28 protein-coding genes are annotated in these 25,574 nt (G+C 59.6%); 25 read left to right on the forward strand and 3 right to left on the reverse strand.

The window, feature by feature from the left end:
- Positions 1-67 precede the first annotated feature (67 nt).
- The 25 genes from AC2S2E_RS13565 (at position 68) to AC2S2E_RS13685 (ending at position 23,120) form a co-directional block, all read left to right on the forward strand.
- Positions 68-2,194 (forward strand): terminase gpA endonuclease subunit, encoded by a 2,127-nt coding sequence (locus tag AC2S2E_RS13565; protein WP_486522700.1) that lies wholly within the window; start codon positions 68-70, stop codon positions 2,192-2,194.
- Positions 2,195-2,201: 7 nt separating this feature from the next.
- Entirely contained in the window at positions 2,202-2,450 is a 249-nt protein-coding gene (locus tag AC2S2E_RS13570; protein WP_486522701.1) for a hypothetical protein, read from the forward strand.
- Position 2,451: 1 nt separating this feature from the next.
- Positions 2,452-4,113, forward strand: a complete 1,662-nt coding sequence (locus tag AC2S2E_RS13575; protein WP_486522702.1) for a phage portal protein — start codon at positions 2,452-2,454, stop codon at positions 4,111-4,113.
- On the forward strand, positions 4,110-5,003 hold the full coding sequence (locus AC2S2E_RS13580; RefSeq protein WP_486522703.1) for a S49 family peptidase: 894 nt from the start codon (positions 4,110-4,112) through the stop codon (positions 5,001-5,003). Before AC2S2E_RS13575 ends, AC2S2E_RS13580 begins: the two co-directional genes overlap by 4 nt.
- Positions 5,004-5,025: 22 nt before the next feature.
- On the forward strand, positions 5,026-5,565 hold the full coding sequence (locus tag AC2S2E_RS13585; protein ID WP_486522704.1) for a hypothetical protein: 540 nt from the start codon (positions 5,026-5,028) through the stop codon (positions 5,563-5,565).
- Between the two features lie 26 nt (positions 5,566-5,591).
- Positions 5,592-5,981 (forward strand): head decoration protein, encoded by a 390-nt coding sequence (locus AC2S2E_RS13590; RefSeq protein ID WP_486522705.1) that lies wholly within the window; start codon positions 5,592-5,594, stop codon positions 5,979-5,981.
- A gap of 42 nt (positions 5,982-6,023) precedes the next feature.
- A complete protein-coding gene (locus AC2S2E_RS13595) occupies positions 6,024-7,046 on the forward strand; it encodes a major capsid protein (RefSeq protein ID WP_486522706.1) in 1,023 nt (340 codons plus the stop codon).
- An 85-nt stretch (positions 7,047-7,131) separates the two neighbouring features.
- Positions 7,132-7,512 carry a hypothetical protein gene (locus tag AC2S2E_RS13600; protein ID WP_486522707.1) on the forward strand — a complete coding sequence of 127 codons (381 nt, stop codon included), beginning with the start codon at positions 7,132-7,134 and terminating at the stop codon, positions 7,510-7,512.
- Positions 7,513-7,568: 56 nt separating this feature from the next.
- Entirely contained in the window at positions 7,569-7,853 is a 285-nt protein-coding gene (locus AC2S2E_RS13605) for a hypothetical protein (protein WP_486522708.1), read from the forward strand.
- Positions 7,850-8,320, forward strand: a complete 471-nt coding sequence (locus AC2S2E_RS13610) for a hypothetical protein (RefSeq protein ID WP_486522709.1) — start codon at positions 7,850-7,852, stop codon at positions 8,318-8,320. Before AC2S2E_RS13605 ends, AC2S2E_RS13610 begins: the two co-directional genes overlap by 4 nt.
- A 20-nt stretch (positions 8,321-8,340) precedes the next feature.
- Positions 8,341-8,559, forward strand: coding sequence for a hypothetical protein (locus tag AC2S2E_RS13615; RefSeq protein WP_486522710.1), 219 nt, complete (start codon positions 8,341-8,343; stop codon positions 8,557-8,559).
- A 24-nt stretch (positions 8,560-8,583) separates the two neighbouring features.
- Positions 8,584-9,771, forward strand: coding sequence for a hypothetical protein (locus tag AC2S2E_RS13620; protein WP_486522711.1), 1,188 nt, complete (start codon positions 8,584-8,586; stop codon positions 9,769-9,771).
- Positions 9,772-9,796: 25 nt separating this feature from the next.
- On the forward strand, positions 9,797-10,570 hold the full coding sequence (locus AC2S2E_RS13625; protein ID WP_486522712.1) for a hypothetical protein: 774 nt from the start codon (positions 9,797-9,799) through the stop codon (positions 10,568-10,570).
- Positions 10,571-10,788: 218 nt separating this feature from the next.
- Positions 10,789-11,502, forward strand: a complete 714-nt coding sequence (locus AC2S2E_RS13630; protein ID WP_486522713.1) for a hypothetical protein — start codon at positions 10,789-10,791, stop codon at positions 11,500-11,502.
- A gap of 2 nt (positions 11,503-11,504) precedes the next feature.
- Positions 11,505-16,220 carry a hypothetical protein gene (locus AC2S2E_RS13635; RefSeq protein ID WP_486522714.1) on the forward strand — a complete coding sequence of 1,572 codons (4,716 nt, stop codon included), beginning with the start codon at positions 11,505-11,507 and terminating at the stop codon, positions 16,218-16,220.
- Positions 16,220-19,288, forward strand: a complete 3,069-nt coding sequence (locus tag AC2S2E_RS13640; protein WP_486522715.1) for a hypothetical protein — start codon at positions 16,220-16,222, stop codon at positions 19,286-19,288. The genes AC2S2E_RS13635 and AC2S2E_RS13640 overlap by 1 nt, the downstream gene beginning before the upstream one ends.
- Positions 19,288-19,656 carry a tail fiber assembly protein gene (locus tag AC2S2E_RS13645; protein WP_486522716.1) on the forward strand — a complete coding sequence of 123 codons (369 nt, stop codon included), beginning with the start codon at positions 19,288-19,290 and terminating at the stop codon, positions 19,654-19,656. Before AC2S2E_RS13640 ends, AC2S2E_RS13645 begins: the two co-directional genes overlap by 1 nt.
- A 12-nt stretch (positions 19,657-19,668) precedes the next feature.
- Entirely contained in the window at positions 19,669-19,920 is a 252-nt protein-coding gene (locus AC2S2E_RS13650) for a hypothetical protein (protein WP_486522717.1), read from the forward strand.
- Positions 19,921-19,994: 74 nt separating this feature from the next.
- Positions 19,995-20,297, forward strand: a complete 303-nt coding sequence (locus tag AC2S2E_RS13655; protein WP_486522718.1) for a hypothetical protein — start codon at positions 19,995-19,997, stop codon at positions 20,295-20,297.
- The gene (locus AC2S2E_RS13660; RefSeq protein ID WP_486522719.1) at positions 20,294-20,944 is read left to right on the forward strand and encodes an N-acetylmuramidase domain-containing protein; all 651 of its coding nucleotides are present in this window, start codon (positions 20,294-20,296) and stop codon (positions 20,942-20,944) included. The genes AC2S2E_RS13655 and AC2S2E_RS13660 overlap by 4 nt, the downstream gene beginning before the upstream one ends.
- A gap of 22 nt (positions 20,945-20,966) precedes the next feature.
- Positions 20,967-21,242 carry a hypothetical protein gene (locus tag AC2S2E_RS13665; protein ID WP_486522720.1) on the forward strand — a complete coding sequence of 92 codons (276 nt, stop codon included), beginning with the start codon at positions 20,967-20,969 and terminating at the stop codon, positions 21,240-21,242.
- Positions 21,243-21,299: 57 nt separating this feature from the next.
- Positions 21,300-21,650 (forward strand): hypothetical protein, encoded by a 351-nt coding sequence (locus AC2S2E_RS13670; RefSeq protein WP_486522721.1) that lies wholly within the window; start codon positions 21,300-21,302, stop codon positions 21,648-21,650.
- Positions 21,651-21,672: 22 nt separating this feature from the next.
- Positions 21,673-21,945 carry a hypothetical protein gene (locus AC2S2E_RS13675; protein WP_486522722.1) on the forward strand — a complete coding sequence of 91 codons (273 nt, stop codon included), beginning with the start codon at positions 21,673-21,675 and terminating at the stop codon, positions 21,943-21,945.
- Positions 21,946-21,955: 10 nt separating this feature from the next.
- Positions 21,956-22,327 carry a hypothetical protein gene (locus AC2S2E_RS13680; protein ID WP_486522723.1) on the forward strand — a complete coding sequence of 124 codons (372 nt, stop codon included), beginning with the start codon at positions 21,956-21,958 and terminating at the stop codon, positions 22,325-22,327.
- Between the two features lies 1 nt (position 22,328).
- The gene (locus AC2S2E_RS13685; RefSeq protein ID WP_486522724.1) at positions 22,329-23,120 is read left to right on the forward strand and encodes a hypothetical protein; all 792 of its coding nucleotides are present in this window, start codon (positions 22,329-22,331) and stop codon (positions 23,118-23,120) included.
- On the opposite strand, the gene AC2S2E_RS13690 is transcribed toward AC2S2E_RS13685, so the two are convergent.
- The 3 genes from AC2S2E_RS13690 to AC2S2E_RS13700 form a co-directional block, all read right to left on the reverse strand.
- Positions 23,104-24,012 (reverse strand): hypothetical protein, encoded by a 909-nt coding sequence (locus tag AC2S2E_RS13690; protein WP_486522725.1) that lies wholly within the window; start codon positions 24,010-24,012, stop codon positions 23,104-23,106. The genes AC2S2E_RS13685 and AC2S2E_RS13690 overlap by 17 nt on opposite strands.
- Before the next feature lie 144 nt (positions 24,013-24,156).
- Positions 24,157-24,492 (reverse strand): hypothetical protein, encoded by a 336-nt coding sequence (locus tag AC2S2E_RS13695; protein WP_486522726.1) that lies wholly within the window; start codon positions 24,490-24,492, stop codon positions 24,157-24,159.
- A gap of 570 nt (positions 24,493-25,062) precedes the next feature.
- Positions 25,063-25,572 carry a hypothetical protein gene (locus tag AC2S2E_RS13700; protein WP_486522727.1) on the reverse strand — a complete coding sequence of 170 codons (510 nt, stop codon included), beginning with the start codon at positions 25,570-25,572 and terminating at the stop codon, positions 25,063-25,065.
- Between the last annotated feature and the right edge of the window lie 2 nt (positions 25,573-25,574).

The following is a 25,574-nucleotide window of genomic DNA, read 5'->3' on the forward strand; positions in this document are numbered from 1 at the left end:
ATGGCCATCAACACGTTCAGGGCCACGCTGGGGGTGTAAGGCACCAGCTTAGCTATCGCCTTCAAGCATGTCTCAACCGATCCTCGACCGGAATAGTCTGACGCGCCAGATTGAGGAACTGGCCGCGCGATCATTCCTCAAGAAGCCGCGTACATTGCTCGAAGACGGGATCTCTCTGGTCAAACCGCCGGAGAAAATCTCGACCGTCGAATGCGCGGAAAAGTACCGCTACATCACCGTCCCCAAGGGCAACGGCAAGCGGCTCTGGTCCCGCAACCTGACGCCCTACAACGTGGGGCCGATGGATGCCTTGGATAACCCCAAGGTGCAGGAAGTCGTCATGCCCAAACCGGCGCGTTCCGGCGGCACGGTGGTCTTCGAGAATTATGCGTTCAAGCTGATGCGGTTCGGGCCGATGGTGGACATCGGCTGGTATCTGAAATCAGACTCCGAAGTGCAGGCTTATGCGGACATCGGCTGGAAAGCTCTGTTCGATCTGCATGAGGAAATTACCGAAAAGATCGGCAAGGGCCGAAGCGACAACCGAACCGACCACAAGGTAGTTTCGGGACGAAATTTCGACCTTCTGCCTGCCAACCCGACCAAGATGACGAACCGCCAGTTCGGCTTCATGGTGGGCGACGAAATCGACACCTATCAACCGCGGATCTGCGCCAGCTTCCTTCAGCAGGCGCGTATCCGTGGCCGCGCGCTGGGGTCCAACCGCAAGGTGGGCATGGCCAGCCACCCCGACCGGGGCTGGTCAACCGGCATCGCCTCGGCGTGGGTGACAACCAGCCGGGGCATCTACGTGATGCCCTGCGCCGAATGTGGGCATTGGGCTTCGCCCTACCCCACCAAATTCTGGAAGGACGTTCCTCGCTTCCGCCTGCATTACCAAAAGGCTGAAGCGGGAACCGAACATGATGTGAGGGTGGAATTGGCCAAGGATACCGCATGCATGGCCTGCCCGCATTGCGGCTCTGCGCTTGATGACGATCAGCGGCATGCCATGGTGGATCTAGGCGAATGGATGCATCGTGGCCAGACGCTGGACGTTCAATTGGGTATCTGCGGGGATGCCGAAGAGAATGAGTCCATGGGCTTTTGGGTCCATGGACTCATGTCCAAGATGGTCACAAATGCCGAACTGGCCCGCGATCTTGAGGAAGCGCTCATCAAGTATGAGACGAGCCGCAAGATCGAGCAGCTTCGCGAAGTGGTGGCCAAGGTGTTTGGCGAGGTGTTTGAGGGCACCGGCAAATCGAGCAGCCTGGACGGTGAAGCGCTGCACAAGCGCCGCGAAGCCGCCAGCAAAAAGGGAGAAGGTTTCGAGATCGGCACCGTGCCGGATGGCGCAAAATTCATCACCCAATCCATCGACGTTGGCCATGGCAAGTTCGACATCGGCACATGGGGATGGGACGAGGAAAGCCGATCCTGGCTGATTAACCGCGTGACCATCAAGCAGCGCGTATGGCCCGATGGCATCGCCCGAGACATTCGCCCGGCCGAGAGGCTGGAAGATTGGTTGGTCCTGGCGCCCTACATCGACCGGAAGATCCCGCTGGCCTCCAATCCTGAGCAAGGCGTGCCGGTTGCCATCACCTGTATCGATACGGGTGACGGCAATGTGACATGGAAGGCCTATGAGTTCATCCGACGCATGGATGACCGCCGCTGGGGCGATTTTCGCGCCGTCAAGGCGATCAAGGGCGCAACCTCGGCCAAAGCGCCGGAAGTGCCCCCGGCCGGCACACCGATTGCCAAGGATCAGGAAGGCAAAGAGGTCAAGCCGGTCATCCGCATGTTCTCGCTGGGCGTCCACAAGCTGAAGGAACAGGCGGTGGAGCGGCTTGGCGTCGATGATAACGGGCCGGGCCAGTGCCAGTTTGCCGATGGCATCAGCCGCCGGCACATGGACGAGTTCTTCGGCGAACGCCTGATCGGAGGCGAATGGGATCGCAGCGGCGATAATGAATCGCTCGACCTGTTTGCCTATGCCGAAGCGGGCCGCGTCATGATGATGCCCGAACGCAAAGACATTCGCTGGGATGAACCCGGCAGGCGCCCGATCTGGGCGCGCCCTATGCCCCTCTATCCGAAAGGAGGTGATCCCGACCGCCCGGCGCCGATCAAGAAGGCGCCGAAACAAGACATGCTTTCGCGCTTTGCCGCGCTCAACAAAAGGTAACGCATCCATGGCTTCATCCGCTCAAATCACCATCTGGATTAGCGAAGTCGAAGGCCAGCGGCACAAGGTTGCCATGGGGCAAACCTTTGTCGAACTCTGGCGCGATGGCCGCAAGGTCCGCGTCGAAGTGCCCGATATCGACGCGCTTAACGCATACCTGGCTCAACTGAAATCCGATCTGGTTCAGGCCCAGATTGACGAAGGTGTCACCCCTACCCGCCGCCGCCGCGCCATCGGCCTTGCCTACAGGAACTGATATGACCGCAATGGAAAAACCTCGCATCCGCGTGCGGGCGGACGGGTCTATCCCGGCCGCCTCAATGTCGGCCTATGCTGCCCTGATGGGAGGCGGTCAGAGGGACGCGGCGCGGCACGATCTGAGCGAGTTTTCGGGGTGGAACCCAAGAGTCAGGTTCGCGGGCAGCAACAGCTATGAATGGTCCACCATCACCGGCCGCGCGCGCGATCTGGATGAGAACAATGGCTGGATCAACGGCGGCCTTGATCGCAAGGTGGAGGCGGTCATTGGCGTCAATATCCGCCTCTCCCCCCAACCCCGCCATAACCTGCTGCGCCGCGATTACGGCTGGCGAATGGAATGGACCGCCGATGTGCAGGAGCGCTTCGAGGTCTGGGGCAATGACATTGAATTTCGCAACGATGCCCGCCAGCGTCTGTCCTTTGGCGCGCAGGCCAAGCTGGCCTATCTGACCTACATTCGAGACGGCAAGGCGGCGGCCGAGATCCGCGACGACTATCGCGGTCTGAGCAATCCGACCAATGTTCTGCTGATCGAGCCTGAGCGGATTTCCCATCCCCAAGACCGGGCCTTGATGGAATCGCCCAATTTGCGCGGCGGGATCGCCTTCAACGACAATGGCGCGCCCATCGGCTATTACGTTCAATCCGGGCATCCCGGCGATCCGGTTGCAGGTTTCAGGGGCACACGCTGGGATTATGTGCCTCGCTTTGGCAAAACCGGCCGGGCCAAGTTCGTCCATATCTTCAGCCCGCGCCGGGCCGAACAGAACGATGGGATCAGCCGCCTGGCTGAAATCATGGTTCCGGCCAAGATGGCGGATCGCGTGGACCGCGCCGAGGTCCATGCCGCGCTGAAGTCCGCGATCTTTTCCCTGTTCATCAAAAGCCCAGGCACAACCGAGGATCTTGAAGGCGCGCTGGCTCCGACAAGCGAGTCTGGCTCGGTTGACCCATGGATCGACGCCTATCTGAACTATCGCCAAAACCAGCCGGTTGTGATGGATGGCGCGCACATCACGCACCTTCTGCCCGGTGAAAGCGTCGAGACGCCCGCCGCCACGCATCCCAACAGCAACTATCCCAGCTTCATCAAGTTCATCCTGCAAAAGGTCGCGGCCTCGCTGGGCATCAGCTACCCCCAGCTTTCGCAGGATTGGGCCGGGATCAACTATTCCTCGGCGCGCGCGCTGCTCAATGAAATCTGGCGCTCGTTTCTGGAAGATCGCCGCTATTTCTGTCAGCACTTCCTCACGCCGATCTATGCCGCATGGCTCGAAATGGAAGTGGCCGTGGGCAATGTGAAGATCCCCGGCGGCCCCGCCAATTTCTATCGCAACAAGACGGCCATCTGCATGGCCGAATGGATCGGCCCCGGTCGCGGTTCGGTGGACCCGCTCAAGGAAGCCAACGCCAACAATCTCGATACGGCGGCTGGCCGGGGATCGACGGTGGAATACATCATCGAACGAGGCCGCGATCCGCGCGATGTCATGGCCGAAGAGGCCTGGTTCCGAAAGGAACGCGAGAAGATGGGCCTGCCCGAACTCAACCACAACGTCAAAGACGCGGGCGCAGCGGAAGATGCCGCCGCCGCCAAAGACGAAAATGCCGACGATCAATCCACCAATGCGCCAAGCGAAACGAGGGCCGCCGCATGATGAACTATCCCCTGATCGGCCAGCGCCTGTTCAACGTGCCCCTGATGCTGCGCCCGGAAAAGTGCGAGATCGTGGCGGCCGCGCTGCTCGATCATTTCGGCATCGCCAAGCTGAACCGGATCGATGGCACGTCGATGGGCGTGATCGAACTGCGCCAAAGCGCCGATGATGCGATGGATGATGATGAACCGGCCAAGCCGTTTCAGCCCTATGAAGTCATCGACGGCGTTGCGATCATCCCCATTCAAGGATCGCTGGCCCAGCGCGTATCGGGCCTGCGCCCCTATTCCGGCATGGTGGGGTACAATCAGATTGATACGCTGCTGGAAATGGCCGTCCGCGACGCGGCGGTGCGCGCCATCTTGCTCGATGTGGATTCGCCCGGCGGCGAGGTGGCGCGCTGTTTCGATACATCGCGCAAGATCGCCCAATATTCCAAGCGCAACGGCGGCAAGCCGATCATCGGCGCGGCCAATGAACAGTCCTGCTCGGCGGGCTACTCGCTCATCTCCGGCTGCGATGAGATCTACATGCCTGAAACCGGCATTGTCGGCTCCATCGGCGTATGGACCATGCTTGTCGATCTTACGCGCGGTCTGGATCAGGATGGCATTGAAGTGACCATGATCCGCGCAGGAGAACGTAAGGCGCGCGGCGGCCCCTATGAGCGGGCCGACAAAGCCACGGTCAACAAGCTGCTGAATTGGGTGGACGATACCCGTGTTCAGTTTGCTAATCTGGTGGCGGACAACCGCAAAGTTCCTTTCAAAGCGATCATGGATCAGGAAGGCGATTGGTTCCACGGCGACGATGCCCTGAACCAAGGCCTGATCGACGGTATTGGCCCCTTTGAGGCCATTTTCGAACGCGCGCGCAGGCTCGCGAACTAACCCCCAAGCACAAGGAAAAGCGATGAGCAACGGAGCCTATGCGGGCCTCCGGTTGGCGGCGCGCGCCTCCAATCCGGACCCCGACAACGATCCCAACAACGAGCCGGATGGCGACCGCGATGAAGGCGCGCCGCCCAAGGGCAAAAAGAAGAAGGACGATACCCAGATGAACACCGAAGCCAGCACCGCCGCCATCGCGGCGGCCGAACAGACCGGCGTTGCCAAGGGCGCGCAGGCCGCCAACCAGCGCTTCAGCGCCGTGCTGGCCTCCGAACATTATGCCGGGCGCGAGAAGCTGGCGGCCAAGCTGCTCGATAACTTCAGCCTGTCGGCCGATGACATCATTGGCGCGCTGGCCGAGGCCCCCGCTGGCGCCCAGGCCTCGAATGCCGCCGATCCGGAAGAAGCTGCCCGGCTTGAAATGAAAGCCGCTTTGGCCGGCAACGCCAACAGCAACATCGATCCGAACGGCGGCAAGCCCGAAGGCAAGGACAAGCAGCAGAACGCCGCTGCCCTCTGGGAACAAGCCCAGGCCTCTCTCTCTCCTCGCGGCCGCAAGTAACGCGACCAAGCTGAAAGGACGCACACATGCCTGCATTGACTGAACCGAAGCGTTATGGCGAGTTCATTGGCGAAATGGCCATGGGCATCGGCTATCACGCCGACCTCGGAACGGTGATCACCGGCCAGAACCTCGTTGCCTCCACCGTTCTTGGCCAGATTACGGCCAGCGGCAAATACACCATCCTCGCCCCGGCCGCCAACGATGGGTCGCAGAACGCCGCCGCCATTCTGGTGGGCGGCAAGAACGGCGAAAACCGCGTCAACGCCACCAGCGCTGATCTGCCCGGTCTGATTTTCAAGCGCGGCCCGGCACAGGTCAATCTGGCCGACCTGGTGTGGCCCGCCGGGATCACCGCTCCCCAGAAAGCGGCGGCCATCGCGCAGCTTCTGGTGCTTGGCATCAAGGCGGCCTGATCCGTCCCCTTCCCATTCGAATAAGGATAACAATCCATGCACATGGATATTTTCAATAACGACGCCTTCAGCCTCATTCAGATGACGGAAGCCGTCGAAAAAATGCCCAGCGTGCCCAGCTATCTGGGTTCGCTTGGACTGTTTGGCGACAGCGAGGGCGTAACCACCAACACCGTCTCGATTGAGCGCAAGGATTATATCCTGACGCCGATCCCGACCTCTGCGCGCGGCACCGAACCGGGCAAGCGCGGCGAGGAAAAGGGCGTCCTGCGCAGCTTCAACATTCCCCGCATCGCGCGCGGCGATCAAATCTTTGCCAGTCAGATCCAAGGTGTCCGCGCGTTTGGCACTGAAAGCGAACTGCTGACCGCGATGAAGCTCGTTACGCAAAAGCAGCAAAAGCTTCTGATGGAATATGAACTGACCATGGAACTTCACCGGCTGGGCGCGGCGTCGGGCGTTCTGCTCGATACCGATGGTTCGGTACTTTACGATTTCTTCAGTGAATTTGGCATCGTCCAACCTGCTGAAATCGAATTTGACCTTGGCAATACGGCGCCCACTTCTGGTGCTTTGCGCTCGCTTGTTTCCAACGCTGTGGTTCGTCCGATTGCCCGCGCCCTCGGCATGGCCTTCAACCCTGGCGTGCAGATCATCGGGCTTTGCGGTGACACGTTCTATGACAAGTTCACCAACCATCCCGATGTGATCCGCTCCTACCAGAATTGGGAAGCGGCGGCGGCGCTGCGCGAAGGCACCGCATTTGCCGAATTTCGGCAATTCGATGTCAGTTGGGTCAACTACAAGGGCACCGATGACAATTCGACCATCGGCATTGGCTCGAACAAGGTGAAGTTCATCATCAAGGGCGTTCCGGGCCTCTTCCGCCGTCTCAACGGGCCGGGCGAAGATTTCGATACGGTCAACACCATCGGCCGCGAGATCTATTCCGGCCTCATCTGGGATGAAAAGCGCAAGCAGTGGGTGCAGCCGGAAATCTTTTCCTATCCGCTGCACCTCTGCACGCGCCCTGAAGCCCTGCTGCGCGGCAAGACGAGCAACTAAGCCGGCGCCTTCATCGATCAACTGACATTCGCCAGCGGCGGGGGTGCATTCCCCCGCCGCTGGCGTTTCTATGCGAGGAAAACCCATGGCCAAGATTATGGCGCTGGCCACCTTCACTTGCTTCACCGGCAAGGAGATGGTGGTTTTCAACAAGGGCGAAGTCGATCCCAAAACAGGCAAGCCCATCTATCGGGAAATCCCCGATCATCTGGCGCAGAACTATATCGATGCCGGATTGGCCGAAGCCGAAAAGGCCGAGGATGCCGATACGGTCGAACTGGCATCGCTCACCAAGGCCCAACTCGTCACGCTGGCCAAGGAGGAAGGGATCACCATCGATCCGGCCAAGAACAAGGCCGACATCATCGCTGTGATCGAAGGCGCGCTGGCCGATAAGGACGAAGGCCAGGGCGAAGGCAGCGGTTCCGAAGGTGGCGCTGATGGCGAAGGCACCCCCCCGGCGTGACCTATTCAGGGCCGAACCTTGAAGATGTGCAGGATGCGTTGCTGGATGCATCCTGCATGGCCGCGCTGGGCGATAGCATCCAGTACCAGCCACAAGGCGGCGTGATGGCGCCCATGCGTGCCTATGTCGATTATGCCGATGCCCTGCGCGACATGGAAACCGGCAAGATCATCGAACAGGACACTTCGGTTGAAGTCCTGATTGCCGATGTTCCGGTTAAGCCGAACGGAAATTGCCGCCTCATTCTCGGCAAACTGCCCGGCTTCACATTCAAACCTGTCAATGTGCGCCGCAATCAAAGCGGCACGCATTGGCAATTCGAGGCTGCAAAGGCGTCATGACCGACACGGCTATCTCCAAGGTCGAAGATGCCCTGTCGGCCGTTCTTGGCGCCTATCCCGCGCTTTCCGGCTGGCAGGTCATCACCGATCAATCGGTGGATCAGGCTCTTGATGGCGAAGATGCCCTTCAGATCCAGATCTATACCACCGCCTATGGGCAGCAACAGGCCGATGAACAGGGCCAGACCCTGCACACCGCCACCATCGAATTTGCCTGCATCTGCGGGGATTCGACGGTGGGCATCATCAACCGGGCGAACCATGCGACCATCGCCCATATCATAGCGGCCATCGATGCCGATCGCACGCTTGGCGGCCGCCTGCTCGACCTTCAGGAACAGGACGTTGCAGGGGCCGCCGCCAATGGAAAATCCGTGGGCACGGCCTCGCTTCAGATGCGGGCCACCTTTTTCACCAGCCGCTCCAACTGGTTCGAGATCATCGGCCAGGGCGGCGAGATCTTCTGACCCTCCAAAAGGACTATCACATGGCAGACACGACTTGCCCCCCGCTTGGCACGGGGAGCGTGGATTTTAATGCCCTGCATCAAGCGGCGGTTGCAGGGGCCGATCTTTCCGCCGCCATCGCACAGGCCACCATCAGGGCCGAGCCGGAAAGCCCGGCCGAGGCCGCGCCGGAAACGGAGCAAGCCGCTCCCCCGGCCAAGGCCGTGAAGACCCCCGCCACCGCAAAGTCCTCGGACTAAGCCGCTCCCCGAAAGGACGCACTCATGGCTTTGAAAAGCAACAATTCGGCCTTGGCCATTGCCATTCAGCCGCTTGCCGACACGTTCACCGCCCCCACCCTGCCCGGCGACATCATGCCGATCAGCAATCTGCGGCCCCAGATCGATGGCATCACCATCGCCAATGACGAATATACCGGATCGCCCTTCAAGAACGGCGATGACGTTGCCGGCAAGAAGGTGACGCTCAGCTACAACATCAAGCTGCGCGCGCCGGGCGGCGGCGCCGTTCCTGCGGCCAATGCCTTCTTGCTGGGCCGCGTGCTTCAGGCCGCAAAGTTCACCGAACTGCGATCCTCTGCCGCGATCCCCGTCGCGGCCGAAGCCGTTTCGGCGGGCACCACGACCGGCGCCACGCTGGGCGCTGGCGCGGCGGCAACGGCGGATCTTTACAAGGGCATGGCGATCCTGCTCACCAATATGGGGGCATCCTACAAGGAACGCATGTCGGCCATCCGGAGCTATTCGGTTGCCAAGGTCGCGAGTTTTGTTGAGACGTTCGGTGCGGCTGTCAGCGGCAATTATCAGATCCCGCCGCAACTCAGCTATATGCGCGATGTCTCGGCGTTCGATCCGATCCTTCTGTCTCAACAGGTCTGGCTCGACGGCCACCGTCTCGACCTGATGAACTGCCGCCTGACCGCTATGCAGATCGTGGTGCCCACCAGCACCAAGGATCAGGCCGCTTATCCGGAGCTTCAGGTCACGTTCGACTGCACCATTGCCAGCCAGGCAGCGCAGGCGACGCCCTCGGTTCCCGCTCTCGGCGCCGTTCCGCTATACAAGGATGGTGACGGCTGGCTGGCCGGGGCCAAGGTTGGCCTTCAGACCTTCACGGTTGATCTCGGCCTTCAGACCGAAAATCCGCCCAATCCCAACAAGCCGGATGGCGTGGATGCCGCCGAATTGACCGGCGGTTCGGCAAAGGTGACGATGACGCGGCAAAAGTATCTGCCCTCTGTCCTCGACACTCTCGCGCTGGCCGATGCACAGTCCTATCAACCCTTCTGGGCGCAATGGGGCAATGCGGCCGGCGCCATGGTTCAGATCGTCATCCCCGATGGCCGTCTTAACTATCAGAACCCCGACCTTGGCGGGGCGATCATCATGGAAAATGGTGATCTCGTGATCGACGCGCTTTCGCGCAGCATCTGCATCAACTTCCCTTACTAACCCCTCAATCAGAAAGGTTCCTGTCGTGCCTCAGGACTTTCCTTTGGAGGCCAGCGAAACGCTGGTCTTTACCCCGACTTCGCTTCAGCCGATCCCCGGCGCGCCTTCCTTTGTGCTGCGCGCCGCCACTCCCCGCGACAAGCGGTTTCATCGCCGCCTTGTTACCGAGGAAGGCCTGCGCACCCACAGCGCGGAAAAGATCCGTCAATTCGTACTGGATGGTCTGCGCCTGCTTTGGACCGCTGAAGACTTCGAGCGCCACTCCCCCACGATCCAGGCTTATTGGCAAAGCCGCGATGATTTTGAGCTTCAGCACAAGGATGACCCCGAACTCGTCTGGACTTTCGATGCCGAAATGGAACGCGGCATTGGCGACCTGACCCAGCGCGTGGCCGAGGCCTACCCTCCCCTGCGCCGGTTGCTGGCCGACAACAATGACTTTGGCGAAATGGTCATGCCGGTCCTCACCGCCGTTGTGGTGCAGGACATTTCCGGATTGGGGGTCAATGCCCGATTGGATCGCGGCTATATGACCGTTGATACCATGCTGGCCGTCCGTGATGCCCTGGAAGCTTTTGAGCGCAAGCATGCGGCGCATGGGCTGAAGGAAGGCACCGCATGGCTCGAATTGTTCGTGGCATGCAGCGGCCGCATGCGCCTGGACGAGGAAGAGGCAAAAAACTCCGCATCGCCGTTGCCGTCTTCGACGATCCAACCTCCTTTGACGGAGGGGACCTTGGAGGGGGATGGGAAATCCCCGGCATCGGCGTATTCGAACGAAACCCCTCTGAACGCCTGACCGAAGAGCATTGGGCGATCCTTCGCCTGCACCGTCAATGTGATCGCGGAATGGCGGGCTATGTCTATCCCGATGGCGGCGCGCTGCTGGATCAGCCGCTTGTGCTGCTCGATGCCTTCGCGGTCATCAGCGACATGCTGGCCAAGGTCCGCAAAACCAAAACCTGAAATCTCACGAAAAGGGGCGCCGCGTGCGCCCCTTTTTGCATTGGAGATCCTATGCGTATCAGCGCCAGAATTGACAGCGGCAGATTGAACGCCGCCTATGCCGATTGGTATCGCTTCAATCAGCAGCGCATGGAACGCGCCATGTTGATCGGCGCGGATCAGGCAACGCGCGGCGCCTTGCGCGAAACACGCGATAAAATGGCCAGCGCGGGCCTTGGGCGCATGGGACAAGCCCTAGAGGCATCTTCTGACCTCTCGCGCGGCAGGGGCGTTTTCCGGGGCGCTGGCGGCTATGTGGCAGCCTCCGGTATGATTTCCATTCGTTCGGCCTCCCGGCGCTCTCGCGGCGCGATTGAGGCCTATACGCAGGGCGCAGACATCAAGCCGGTGCGTGGCCGCTGGCTCTGGATCGCCACCGATCAGATCCCGCTCAAATCGGGCAAGCTGCGCATGACGCCTGAACTTTACCAGCGCGGCGGCTTTGATCGCAAGATTGGCCCCCTGGTGCGGGCCAAAGGCGCGAATGGCTTCCCGATCCTGATCGTCAAGAATGTCGGCATTTCGGCGGCTGGCCTTGGCCGAAGCGCCAAATCGCTGCGCCGCAACGGCACTCCTCGCAAAGGTCAAGCGGCCAAGGATTTCATCGTCGCCTTTTACGCCATCCCCCGCACCGCGCGCGAAGCCCGCGTGGATACGGCCGAGATCTTCTCGCGCGCTGCATCGGGCGCGGTCGATCACTTCCATGAAGCCCTTGGCAGGATCTGAACATGAGCAACATGCCCTCCTTCCCCGCCTTCATCCGGCTTGAGCATCAGCCCAACGGATCGGCCAAGCAATCCTTCCTTGCCGAGGTGGCAGCGCTTGCCGGTGATACCAAGCGGCAATTTGACGAGGCCTATACCGAAGTCGGCAAAATGCTGTCGCGTTCGGTATCGAGCCTGCGCGCGGGCAAGATCGGTTTCGACATCGATGTTTCCGGCCTGCGTCAAGCGGCTGCGCAGGCTGATCACACGGTTGCGCGCCTCAACCTCCTGCGTGACGCGGCGATCCAACTGGCGGATAAAACCGGCGATACGTCGAGCCAGACCAAGCTCTATATCGATGCCCTGCGTGCGCAAGTGACAGAGGCAGAGCGCGCCAAAGAGATCGCAGATGCGCAGGTTTCGACCTACTCGCGCCTGCAAGGCCAGATCGACAAGAACGTCAGCAGCAATCAGGAATTGGCCGACTCCTACCGCGCTCTTTATGCCGAACAGGCCCGCGCCGAAAACGCCTCCTTTGCAGCGCAGCAAATGTTCAACAAACTTGCCGCGCCGGGCCTTGCCAATCAGCCCAAAAGCGCCGCGGAATCGGCCTCGGTTTTCGAGAGCCAGAGCTATGCCCCCAAGGCCGACATCAGTTCGGATCTTGATCGGTTCCTCGCCGGCAGCGCAAGTCTGGACAAGGCGGCCGTCTCAGCAACCACGCTTGAGCAAGTGCTGGGCCGTGTCGCGCGAAGGGGGGCGGATATAACCGCAGCCATGCAAGCGGCGGCCAAGGCGACCGAAGATGCCAGCCAAGCGGCCACCAAGGTTCCGTCCAGCACGCCGGTTAGCGGGAAATGGGGCGCTGAAGCGCTGGCGGCCGGCCAGGCCACTTTGGACCGCGCCGCCGTTTCGGGGACCACGCTTGAACAGGTCCTTGGCCGGGTAGCCAACAAGGGCAAGGAAGTCGGAGCGGCGCTTGAACAAGCGGCTCAGGCCAGCGCCAACGCTATCGAATTGGAAGCGCGCGCGCTCAAACTGGCTGAAGCCGAAATGAAGCGCTACGCCGATCAGGCCAACAACCTGCTTCAGCGGCTGGACCCGGCGCTGGCGCTTCAGCAGCGTTTCGATCAGGAACTTGAAAAGGCGCAGCGCCTCTTTGCGGCTGGCGCCATTTCGATGGAAACCTATGCGGCGGCGCAGGCGTTGGCCCGGCAGGAGCTTCAGCAAGGCTGGGCCGCGATCACGGCCGGCACGAATGAAGTGGCCAATGCCGCCAAGCGCGGGACCACGGCCCACCAAAGCATGATCAATTCCGTGGCATCCAGCCGCCAGGCGTACACGATGCTTGGCCAACAGATGCAGGACGTGGTTGTCCAGGCGCAAATGGGCACCAACGGGCTGATCATCTTCACGCAACAGGTTCCGCAAGCAGCCTTTGCCCTGTCCGGCCTTGCCGAAAGCTCCAACAAAACCGAGCAAAAGATTGGGCAGTTCGCCAGCTTCCTGTCCGGGCCTTACGGCGCCGCTATCTTTGCCGCGATTGCCGTTGGTGGCCCGCTTATTGCCAGCATTCTGGGCATTGGCGATGAATCCGAAAAGGCCAAGGCGAAAGTCTATGACTTTAGCGGCAGCTTTGACGTTCTGACCCTAAAGGTTGAGCAAAGTGTCGATGCCATGGAGCAATTGAAGACGGCGGCGCGCGGCGCGATTGAAACAAATGGCGACCTTCTCAAGTCCCTTGGCCTTGTGGCTGATGCCAGCATTACCAGCCTTGAAAATAAGCTGTCTGAAATTCAAAACAAGCGCAAAGCACTGAAGGATGAACCGAGTTATGTTACCTCCATCCCTGGCAGGGGGTTATTTGATTATATTAAAGATAAGTACAAAGAAAGCGGCTTAGCCAAGGAAGAAGAGCAAACTCAAGCAGCGCTTGAAGCTGCCCGCATCGCCAAAACCGACACCGAAATTGCCGAAAGCGAAAGACGCGCTATTGCGACCATCGACAAGCGTGCCGCCGCCATCACGAAATACAAAGAGGAAGTCGGCAAGCTCAACGAACTCTATCGGAAATCGAAAGACGATCCTGTGGGTGCCACCACTGACGGATCTTTCATCAATCAGGCCGAATATGAAAAGCGCCGCACGCAACTGGAAAAGGAAAAACAGGCTTCGCTTGATGCGCTGAAGAAGCAGCCCAAGGCCAGCAACGCCCTCGCCAATTTTGGCGAACGCACCGACGAGACGATCAAGCGCATTTCGGACAAGTTCAGCGAGCAACCCAAGCTGATTTCCGAAGCCATGACGGCGGTTCGCCAGTTGGACACCATGATTGCCAAGCTGGAAAAGCGGAAGCCCTCGGGATGGGCGGACATGGTGCAGGACGCCAAGGCCGCCAAGCAGGAGATCACCGACTTCTTCGGGCGCCAGGCCGACCAGATTGAGCGCAATTCCCAGCGCAACGTGGCCCTGCAACAGCTAACCGCCAGCGGTCACGAAGCCGAGGCGCAGGCCCTCCAATATATCTGGCAGTTGGAAGACAGGAATGGGACGGAACAGCAGATCCGCAACCAGATCCAGAACTACATCAATCAGGGCCGTGCCAGCGAAGCCAAGGCCCTGCAATCCCTGCTCAACGCGAATATCGAGATGAAGCAGCGCGTCATCGAGATTGCGCAGGAAGAGCAGAAGCACCTTGAAGTGCTGAAGCGCAAGCAGCTTGTCATCAACGCCTTTTCCTCGGCCCTGCAATCCACGCGCAGCGAGGTTGAATCGATCATGGGTGGGCTGGCCGATCCCTCCAAGATCCGGGGCAATTTTGAAAACATCATCAAGCGGCTGCGCGGCCAGTTCCTCACCGAAAGCATTTTTGGCGATGTCTTCAAGGACATGGACAAATATGTCCGCCGCCATTCGGGCATCGATTCCAGCGTCGAACAGTTGATCGAGGGAAACAACCGCGTCAGCCAATCCGCCGCGACGCTGGCCGATGCCCTTGATACTGCGGCTGGCCGGATCAAAGGCACCCCGGCCAATGACAATCGGCCGCTCAATGATGCCTCCGATGCTGCCTTTGGCCGCTCTGACGCGCAGCGGATTGCTGGCGCGCTTCCTGCGGCTCCCACCACAGACGCAACGGGCGTCAATGCGCAGGCAAACGGGGATGGTATCAGGGTTCAAGGCGCCGACCTGACGCTTGAAAAATGGGTCGAAAAGCTGACCGAAGGGATGGCCAAGAAGGTCCTCAATCCCATCGATCAGAAGCTTGGCACCAAGTTCTTTGGCCAATTCTCTGCCGTCCTTGGCGCTGCGATGGCCGGGAACCTTTTGACCGGGGGCAGCAAGTGGGGGACCGCGATTGGCGCGCTCAGCAAGCTCGACACCCTGCCCAAGGAAATCACCAAGGGGATGGATGGCCTGCTAAGCTCGACCGGGCTGAGTACGTCCAACATTTCCAAGGCATTCGGGACGGCCCTGTCCGGTCTGGAAACGTCGAACAAGGTGACGGGCCTTGCGTCTTCTGTAGGCATCAAGCTCGATAACACCGGCTCGTCCATCGGTGGCGCGCTGGGCGCGCTGAGCGGCATCCCCGGCGGTGACATCATCGGGTCTATTGCCGGCGGGATCATCGGCAATCTGTTCAAGGTTTCCGAGCGTGGAACGGTTGTCATCGGGGCCGGGAAAACTAGCGTAACAGGCAGCACTTCGGCCACAACCAATGGACTGGCGCAGGCCGGTAACACCGTTCAGGATCAGCTTTCCAGCATCGCCAGTTCCCTGAGTACAACGGTTGGCGATTTCTCCGTCTCCATCGGCCGCTACAAGGATTACTACCGCGTTTCGGCCAGTGGCTCTGATCGGGTTGGCGACAAATATTATCCCAACTCGGCGGGCGCTGACATTCTCTATGATGGCACCGAGCTTGAAGAGGCGGTGGCAATCGCCGTCAAGAATGCGATTATGGACGGGGCGGTCAAAGGGATCAGCCAGACATCAAAGAACATTCTAGCCGCTGGTTCCGACATCTCATCGGCCCTCTCCAAAGTTCAGGCGATTGAGAGCATCCCCAAGCGGATCAAGGCGTTTACCGATCCTGTCGGTGCTGCTCTTGATGACCTGAACGGCCAGTTTTCGGTTCTGGTGAGCTACCTCAAGGAAGGCAGCGCGACGACTGAGCAATATGCGCAGGCCCAGCAGCTTTATGAGCTTGAGCGCGCCGCCGCCATCAAACAGGCAACGCAGCAAGTGACCGGATCGCTGCAAAGTCTCTACGACAGCCTGACCAGCGGCAATGATGCCCGTTCCCTGACGGAACGCAAGGCCACAGCCCTCGCGGCCTATCAGCCGCTGGCCGCGCGCGTAGCGGCTGGCGACACCACGGCCTTCGAGGAGTTTTCCAGCGCCGCGCAGACGCTGGTTGACATCGAGCGCCAAATGTCAGGTTCACAGAGCGATTACTTCGCCTTGCTGGATCAGGTGACGAAGCTGACCAAAACGGCCATCGATGCGCAGACGGACAAGATTACCGCCGCCACCAACAGCACCACGGATAGCCCGTTTTCCGGCATCTCCACCACCACGGCCAGCGACAATGCTGCGGTGACGGCGGCCCTCAGCAATTTGAACCTCGATCTCAATTCGCAGTTGAGCGCGGTAAACGATAACCTCGGATCGCTTCTGGGGGCAATCAATGCCCTCAAATCCAGCGGCTATTCCACCGGCACCACGGGGACCTGGTAATGGCCATCGCATGTTTGATCACCGTCCTGCCGCTGGACATTGAGAGCGGTGCAAGGGTTCCTGTCCGCGTCTGCTCTGCCCAGGATCGCTCGATCACAGGCCTTAACGGAGTGGTTTGGGAACCCGCTGTCACCTTGCCGCCGTCGCTGACCATCAACCTCTGGAATGGTGACTTCAAAACGGCCGTCGATCCGGGCAGCGCGACTTTTTCCATCAACATGGAAACGGTCAAGCAAAGCGTGCCGATGGCGGATCGGTATTATTGGCAGGGCGCGCCGGTTGAGATCCGGGCAGAACAGATCGGCCGGGCCTGGCCGTGGGCCGTCCGGTTTCGCGGCATCGTGGGGTCAGCCACGCGCAAGAAGCAGATCATGGCCATCACCGCCAATGTCGATAACTCGATTTTTGCCCAAAAGGTCCTGACGGCAACCTTTAGCGGCACTGGCGGCATTGAGGGCGGAAGCGACATCAAGAACCGCCTGAAGCCTCTGATTTTGGGCTATGCGCGCAATGTCGAACCGATCCTGATCAACGCCGATTACAGCATCTATCAATTCAGTTCCTATGGCCCCATCGAAGCCGTCACCAGCCTGTTCGAGCGCGGCTCATCCTTTGGCCCTGCCTCGGGCAACTATCCCGATTATGCCAGCCTGGAAGCCGCAAACCTTGCCGCTGGCACCTGGGCGACCTGCCTTGCGCGCGGATTGGTTCGGCTTGGTGCCCCGGCCTATGGGGTCATCACCGGGGACGTGAAGGGCCATGCCATTTCGGGATCAACGCCCCGCCTCACCGGGGCCATTATCAAGGCATTTGCCGCCCTTGCGGGGATTGCCAGTGAAAACCTGATCGCATCGAGCCTTGATGCGCTGGACGCCGCCGTTCCTTATCCCGTCAACATCGTCCAGACAGAGCAAACCACCTTCATCGAAATTGCCAATCAGATGGCATTGGCCTGCAATGCCCAAACCGGAATCTCGCTGACCGGCAGTTACTTCGTTACCCCCGTTACCCTTGATGCCCCGGCCACCCTGACGCTTGACGCAAGGGGCCGCGCTTTGCCTCAGGTCGCCAGTTCCGAAGAGCTTGAGGTCAGCCCGCCCTATTGGAAAACCATTTTGGGGGCCAATCGATCCTGGCGCGTCCAAACCGCCGATGAAATCGCCTTCGCCGCTGCGTTGATCGACAAGGGGATCTACAACGCCACGACCACCTATCGCGAAGGCAACATCGTCACGCGCGAAGACGGATCGCAATGGATCTATAAAAATGCCACCCCCTCGACCGGCAATCCGCCTCCGTCTTGGCCGATTGAGAGCAATGAATGGTGGGCGAATAGCATCCCGCCGCTGTCGGCCGCCAACATCACCTATGCGGATGGCAGCACGCTTGAAGAGCTTAAACCGGCTCAAGGGGGAGCCACGGTTGGCGCGCCCGCAGGAACGCCCGTTGGCAGCACAACCGCCGATGAGGTGGCAACCGCCGTCACTTCAACAGTGCCGGCCCTTTCAGCCGCCTTGGCGGCGGCACAGGCGCAGATTGCCGCTGTCCTTGGTGATGTAGCCGCTGCTGCCTCTTCCGCTGATGCCGCGTTGGCGGCGATTGCCGATGAAATCGCGCGCGCGACAGGCGCCGAGGGTACGCTTTCGAGCCAGATCTATTCGCTCAACACCAGCGTTTCGGGCCTGTCATCCTCGCTTAATGCCGAGATCCTTGCGCGCACCGATGGCCAAACCGCACTGGCGGCCAGCATTTCCAGCTTGAGCAGCGCGGTCAGCGGCAACGCGGCCAGCATCACCAGCCAGAGCGCCACGCTAGCCACGCTGACGTCCTCGACCGCGACCATCCAGCAGCAACTCTCGGCCGGGAAGCCGAACCTGCTGAAAAACGGCTCGGGCGAGTTTGGATTTGCCTATTGGGGCGGCGTCTCGGGGACCTGGGGTGCTGAAGTCAATGCATGGGGGCCTTACTTCATTTGCCACCCTAACGCGAGCGGCGGCTACTTCGCTGATAGCGACCCGATCCCGGTTTGGGGCGACAATCCCTACACCTGCGCCGCCAACAGCGACATGGGACAATTCGGCGGCTGGACCGATGGTTTCACCCGGCTGGAGCTTTGCTGGTTTGCGAACCTTACCGATGCCCTTAACAACACCAACCGCATTCGGTTGGATCAGGGACCGAATGTAAGCCGTCCGTGGTTTGGGGAACCCAGCAATCGCGCGGCGTCCAAGATGAGCGTCTTGGCGCCCCACGATGCGGGATACGTTCGCGTCCGCATCGTGGGTTATGCCACGAATATGCAATACGTGGCTTTCAACGCCATCAAGTTCGAGCATGGCTCAATCGCCACGCCGTACAGCCAGGAGGCATCACTCAACCAGGCCTATGTCACCCAGCAGACCGACAAGGCCTCGCTGGCATCCTCGATCTCGACCCTCACGGCCAACCTCGGCAGTCTGTCGTCCACGGTCACGGTGCAGGCCAGCGCCATCGCGAGTTTGGAGAGCCGAAGCGGCGCTTATTGGGGCGTCACGGCGGTCAGCGGCGACAACCGCGCCAGTATCACCCTGTTCGCCAACACGGCCTATTCGGGGTTCGACATCGTGGGCAACGTCCGCATCAGCGGCGCATTGCTTGTGACAGGTTCGATTACCACGGATGCGATTTTGAATGGTGCTATTAGCAACGCCTATTTTGCTCAATCGGCCAATGGAACGATAGCAGGCAATAGCAACGTTCAGGTGCCTCTAAGTATCAATGTGCCCATGAATTATAGTGGTGACATAATCGTTCTTTGCCAAGTGCTTCTCAGTGGCGGCGGCGCTGGCGGTGGAATGCTGACCCTCCGGGCGCGGAGCGGTTTTAACAGCAGCGTTTCTAATGTCATTTCCTACGCATATCTGGGGCCATCCATTGTCACCATGATTGGACGGGTAAACATTGCTTCAGGCTCAGATTGGCGGCCCGGCTATAACTACACCATCAACTTGGAGTTTCAGGTAACGAGCGGCGCCCAATCAATCATGCCCAATGGCGCAACATTCACTATTCTCACAAGGTACAGGTGATGGGTTATATCATTGGCTTTCCCGGCGCAGAGGCCAGGATGTATATCAATTCCTCCGAGGAAATCGCCGCGATGCAACTGGCCCAGGGGGAGGTCTATGTCCCCGTTGACGGTCCTGGTCAGTACGCGATTTCCTCTGACGGTACGACCGCGCGTGTGGTTGAAACGTCCAGCAATGATGCGTGGTTTCTGATAAGAAATCAGAGGGGAAATCTTCTTACCGCCTGCGACTGGACCCAGCTTCCCGATGTGCCCGAGGCCACGCGCGCCGCATGGGTCAACTATCGCCAGGCCCTGCGCGACATCACCGAAACCTTTTCCGACCCCGCCGATGTGGTCTGGCCCCCGGCGCCGGATGCGACCCTTTAACAGGAGAAAACCATGCCCAATACCGAATGGACCCAAGAAGACGCTGACGCGCTGGCCGCGCTCAATGCCAAGAAGGCAGCGGCGGAAAAGGCTGCTCTGGCGGCGGTTGTGGCCGCGCTGCCCAGCGCTGATGAAGTAGCAGCCCGCATCGCCGCCCTTGAGGCCGCACGCCCCGGCGTGAGCGCCGAAAACCAGCAGCGCATTGACCGCGTCCTGATCAACCTGCGTGTCGATGTGCTGGGGCTGATCGCCTCGGCCGAATAGCGCGCGCGCAACCAAGCCCGCACCCGACAGCCGCCCGCGAGGCGGTTTTTTTGTGCCTGAAGGAAGCAAGTCCAATGTCTGAAATTGTTCAAGGCATCGCCATCCTGACCCCGACATTGGCGACGGTAGGGGGCGGGATCGCCTGGCTTTGGTCACAGGTGGAAAAGCGGTTCAAGCTGGTTGACCGCGAACTGGCGAAATGCCGGCTTCGCGAGAAGGTCAGCGACGAACGCCGCGCCGCCCTCATTACCATCATCGAACTGCTTTGGCGCGCCGTTGAGCGCGAAGCCCCGGAAAGCGGGGAACTGCATCGCGTCCAGAAGCTGATGGACGATTACAAAGCCATCGGCACCGACGAAAGGGAAGATGAAGAATGAACATCACCGACCTTCAGCGCCGTATCGGCGCCGCGCCGGATGGAGTGTGGGGGCCGAAATCCCGGCTGGCTCTCAACGCCCACTTCACCACCGCAAAGCCTGCTCTGGCCCTCGCATCTGACATCAGCCTGATCGCTCAGCGGCTTGGCTGTTCCCTGCGCCAGCTTGCCGCCGTGGGCGCCGTCGAATCCAGCGGCGGCGGCTTCGACAAGCAGGGCAAGGTGAAGATCCTTTTCGAGCGTCACTATTTCCACCGCCAGACCAAGGGCCAGTGGTCGCCATCCTCCTTTTCCGATCCCGTGGCTGGTGGCTATGGCGAGGACAGTTGGAGCAAGCTGGGTGCGGCCTGCGCCAAAGATCCCGACGCCGCCTTTGCTTCCGCAAGCTGGGGCCGGTTTCAAATCATGGGAGCGCATTGGGAGGCGCTGAAATTCGCCTCGCCCTTCGACCTGGCCGCGTCCCTGATCGGCAGCGAAACCGGCCATTACGAGCTTCTTGCCCGGTTCATCGAACACAACGGTCTGAAGGATGAACTTCGCGCCCTGTCCAGCAATCCCGACGCCTGCCGCCCCTTCGCGCAGGCCTACAACGGGCCGCGATACGAGAAGAACTCGTATCACACCAAACTGGCCAAAGCCCTCGGCTGAAGCCCAACATCAGGAGGCATGAGTGCCCAAAATCTCCGAAGAGTTGCTGGCATACTTCGGTACGCTGGTGGCTCTGGTTTTGCTGATCGTCATTGCGATGATGATCAGCGCCTATTTCCCCCATATCCTCGGCAAGGTCGAAACCTTTGGCCTCGGCACGGTGACGGGGGGACTGATCGGCCTGATGCGGATTCCGCGCACCAAGGCTGCTGAGGGGGACCCTCTTTTGACAGCAACTGCCGCCACGCTGGGCGATCCCAACAGCGATACCCCTCCCCCGCCGCAACGCGGCAAATAACGGCTTCCCGCCAACCATCGGGCCAATAGCCCCATCACTCCCACCGGAGATCCCAACATGAAAATGCTGATACGCGCCGCCGCGCTTGCGCTGGCGGTAATGCCTTTGTGCGCCTGCGCTCCGGCGCTTGCCCCCGCCATGGAACTGGCCACCGTCACCCCGGCGCAGGTTCGGACGCTGGCACAGGCGGAACAGGCCGCCACCATCGCGACCCGCGCAGCGACGGTCTATGTGGCCACGGCCAAGCCTGACAAGGCAACCGCGCAGAAGATCGGACAACTCAGCGATGCGCTCCATTCCGCGCTGACCCGCCTTGAAGCGGATCGGCGCGCGGGCGTCAGCCTGGTCTTTGACGGCTTCAACGCGGCCCTTTCCGCCCTCCGGTCCTATCAGGCCGGATTGCGCTGAAGCCCCATTTCAGGAGCTATCCATGAAAATTGCCATGATCGCCAATCAGGCCAGCCAGATCCTCGCTGCGCTTGAACCCATCCTGACGGCCACCGTACCCCCGGCGGGCGAAGCCATCGCCATCGCATCCAAGATTGCGGCTGGCGTAGCCGACGCGCAGCCCGCCGCCGTCGCGCTCTATGATCAGATCATCAGCGGTGAGATCCCCACCGAGGACGATATGCTGCGCTACTCCGCCGATTACGAGGCGGCCTATCAGGCGCTGCACGCCGAACTCGCCAAGCTGACCAAGTAAGGAGGACGTCATGGCTGCAACCGCCGCTAGGATCGGCTTCATCATGTCGGAATATCGGCGCGTTGTGGCCACGACCCAGATTGTGAAAGACCGGCATGGGGGCCTTGCCCGCGAGAGCGAGGACCCCATACCGACATTCTTCGACAGCCCCGCCGATGCTCAGGTGATTGCCGATGCCCGACAGGCGCTGCTCAAGGTGGAGCGCCGCCGGTTTCGAGTGACCACCAAGAATGTGGCCCAGACCATCAACCTCGATTTCGTGGGCGGCATTCCCGTTGCCACCTACATCGATCCGGAGCGCGATGCCAACCGGCCCACATTGCTGAGCGAACTCACCTTCGATGTCGGCAAAGATACAACCATGATGACGGTATGGGGGTAATATGCCGCGCAAACCCATTTTTGTGATCCCGCTGGACCTTGGCACAATCACGGCTGGCAACATGCTGGCGGGATTTCCAGTGAGCAATCTGAACCGCCATAGGGCTATCGGCCTGACATGGCAGACCGATGGCAATGCGAACCTTTGGGCGCGCGGGCAGTTTGCCGATGCCCAGACCATCGACTTCTGCGCGATGATCGCGGCGAATGCCCAGCCCGGAACCATGATCCGGCTGCGCCTCGGCGCGTCTCAGGCAGAAGTCGATGGATCGGCGACCTATGACAGCGGCGTTCTCCCCTTTATCAGCCCCGCGATCACCCGCGATGACGGGCTGTACCATTCTCACCACGAACTCCCGGCCGCGCAGGCCGCGCTGTGGTGGCGGATCGACATCACCGGGCATGCGGGCAACTTTCAGGCCGCCGACATCGTGATGGGGCGCAAGATCGAGCCGGGCCGGTTCTACAACTTCGATTTCGAATATGGCATAGCGGATCTGGGCAGTATGGACTTTGGCCGTTTTGGCGTGGTCGATGACGATCCCGGCATTATCCTGCGCACCGTGGATTTTACGCTCGGCTGGCAAACCGAAGTGGAATGGGAAGAAAAGTTCCGCCCCATGATGGAGACGCTGGGGGTCCGAGGCTTCCTCTATCTGTGCTTCGATCCGACCCCTCACCCCTATCGCCAGAACAAGACGTATTTGGGTGTGATGGCAAAGGCCACCTATGCCAAGGGGAGCCGAAAGCCCGCCACCTTCAGCCAGGACTTTTCTATTAAATCAGTGATTTAGAATCAACTCCAACGTGGACTTTAGTTAGGCGAGCCAGCGCCTTCTGAAAAACACCATTATCTTTGAGGAGGCCGACTGTTGCGCGCGCTGCGTCGCTGGCTCCAACTGAGAGTTGTACCAAAGCCGCTTGAACCAAAGTGTCTGCAATACTATCTGTGTCAATCTCTCCCACGAATGCTGACTGGAACATGGTCGCTAATTTGCAGATACCTTCGTCCATGGCTGGCGATATATCGGTCGCATCCGCATTCTTAAGGAGGTGATTGATCGAGTTAAGCCTCCTGCCAAGGATACCTGCGACCATCCTCGCAGCCGCACGGTTTGATTGTTGCCCCTTCTCAGGGCAGGCATTCGGATCAATCGTACATCCATATTGGTGGTGATTGACGAAATCAATCTTTGAGCAGGTCGCTATGTGCAGATCGCTTTCAAACATTATCTCGAGGGTGATATCGGTATTCCACCACCATTGCCCGCCGATCAGTCGCAGAGGGCCATTATCGGTTTCGGGATCGTAACGGACGACCCCAAGATTCGTGGTATCATCGCCTGTGATCAAAAAGCGGCAAGCGACTGGTTGATAGTTAACACTCTCAACCCAGTATATTTTACAGCCTTCAATTAGCTTGTCGAATTTAAATGAGAACTCAACGTTTCCGTAACGCGAACCATCGGTCCAAAAATTAGGCGAGAGCCACGTCACCATTCTTCTATGTGTATTAAGCAAGCTCTGGTCAAACACGAGTCCACTTCGAATTAGACCATCTTCAAGAACTCGCAGCGCCAAAGATGTGTGCGTGACATGCTTGACATCATTGAGTCGAGCACCCTTATTTTCTCCCGCTTTTGGAATTTTCTTGAAAGCGAATTTCTCCCAAGGTTTCACGCTCATCCGTAAACCATCCTACCATCGACGGTGCGGGATACAATGATCCCGATTCCATCAGCCAGAAATTTCGATCTGATTGATGATTTTTCTTGCCCCCAGATATGGGGTAAGGTGGGGGCGGCGAAAAGCACGACGCCTCCCATTACATCATTTATATATGATGTGGTCCTTGAGAAAGTGGTCGTAGATAAACCACAATCCAATCAGAAGAGAAATAACGCCGCCTGCCCAGTATATGGCGCGCATTATCATCTTATCATGCTTTTCGACCGACTTTTTCAGATCATCGTGGCCGGTAGAAATTTGATCGACTTTCTGATCAATTTTTCCCAACCGCTCAAAAATCTGATTGATAGTGGTCCAAGTATGAATATCAAAGCCCGTACCTCCGCCGGGCCGAGGTTCAACGCTTTCCCCCGGATCTACTTGAGTTTCTTGCGTAGCCTTTCGCGAGCCTAATGCTCCCTTTTGCTGCGGTGGCATATCAAGCCCCCTTCGTCTTCAGCCAATCCCAAAGGGTCGTTGGCGCCCGCCCGCTATAGGTGGTGATCGGCATAACCAACCCAGTTCCGATCCGGTCGTCTCCGCTACGGATGCCCGCCTTCTCAGCGAGTTCCTGACCGGTGGCCTCCCAAACAGCGATCCATTTATCGCCCGCCAATTCATATCGGTCACTTTCTGGAATAATTTGATGTACCCGCTCACGCACCTTTGGGGCTTCCGTGAGAGCCGTTACAAAATATAGATTTCCAGCCATCAGCTTGCACGCATCCCTTGTCAGCTATCCACCATATAGCGACACGATCCAGTGGATCAATGGTTCCCTAGCAAACGTGAGTTAACCCTTCCCTTCAAATTGCATGCAGACGCCCCAAGCCCAAAGCACTTGATTGATTTCAGTTCACGGAATTAGTTTCAGTTCCACCATTTTCAGTCCATTCAAATCCCCAGAAACACAAGGTTTTTACGGAATCAAACTGAAAGTTAGGCACCTGAAAGGTCGGAACGCGAGAGGGGGCACCCGCCTTGTGATTGGCAGGCGCCCCAATGCCCTCACTCCACATCAAGCCGCAGGTTCCAGCCCAGCTTTTTCGTCACCATGGACCTGGCGCGCAGATCCCATTCGAAATGGTCGAGGATGGCAAAGCGCATGGCTTGCTCATTCTCCTGATAGGGTACGATCACCGCGTCCGCTTCCTCGGCATCGGGGCGGTCGGCATAGGCGGTAAAGGTCGCGCCGATCAACGCACCGGCCCGCGTCTGCCAGATCTCCATCCTGATCTCCATCGGATCTCGGCCACGCGTCTCAAATTTGGTTTCAGCCAACAGGATGCCGGTGAACTCGATGCGCGGGCCGCGCGACTGGTTGATCTCGATGCGTTGCCATTCCCCCGATAGGGCCTCATGGCGCTTGGCTGCGCGAATAAGCGCGCGGCGGGCATCCGACAGCACCGTCATGGCTTCCTGCCGGTAATCCCCCCCCTTCACCACCAGCTCGGCAATCTCGCCGATGATTTCGGGCGCCTGCTCGATATAGGCCTTGCGGCTGATCTCTTTCGTCACGT

Source organism: Novosphingobium sp. 550D, from assembly GCF_057401885.1.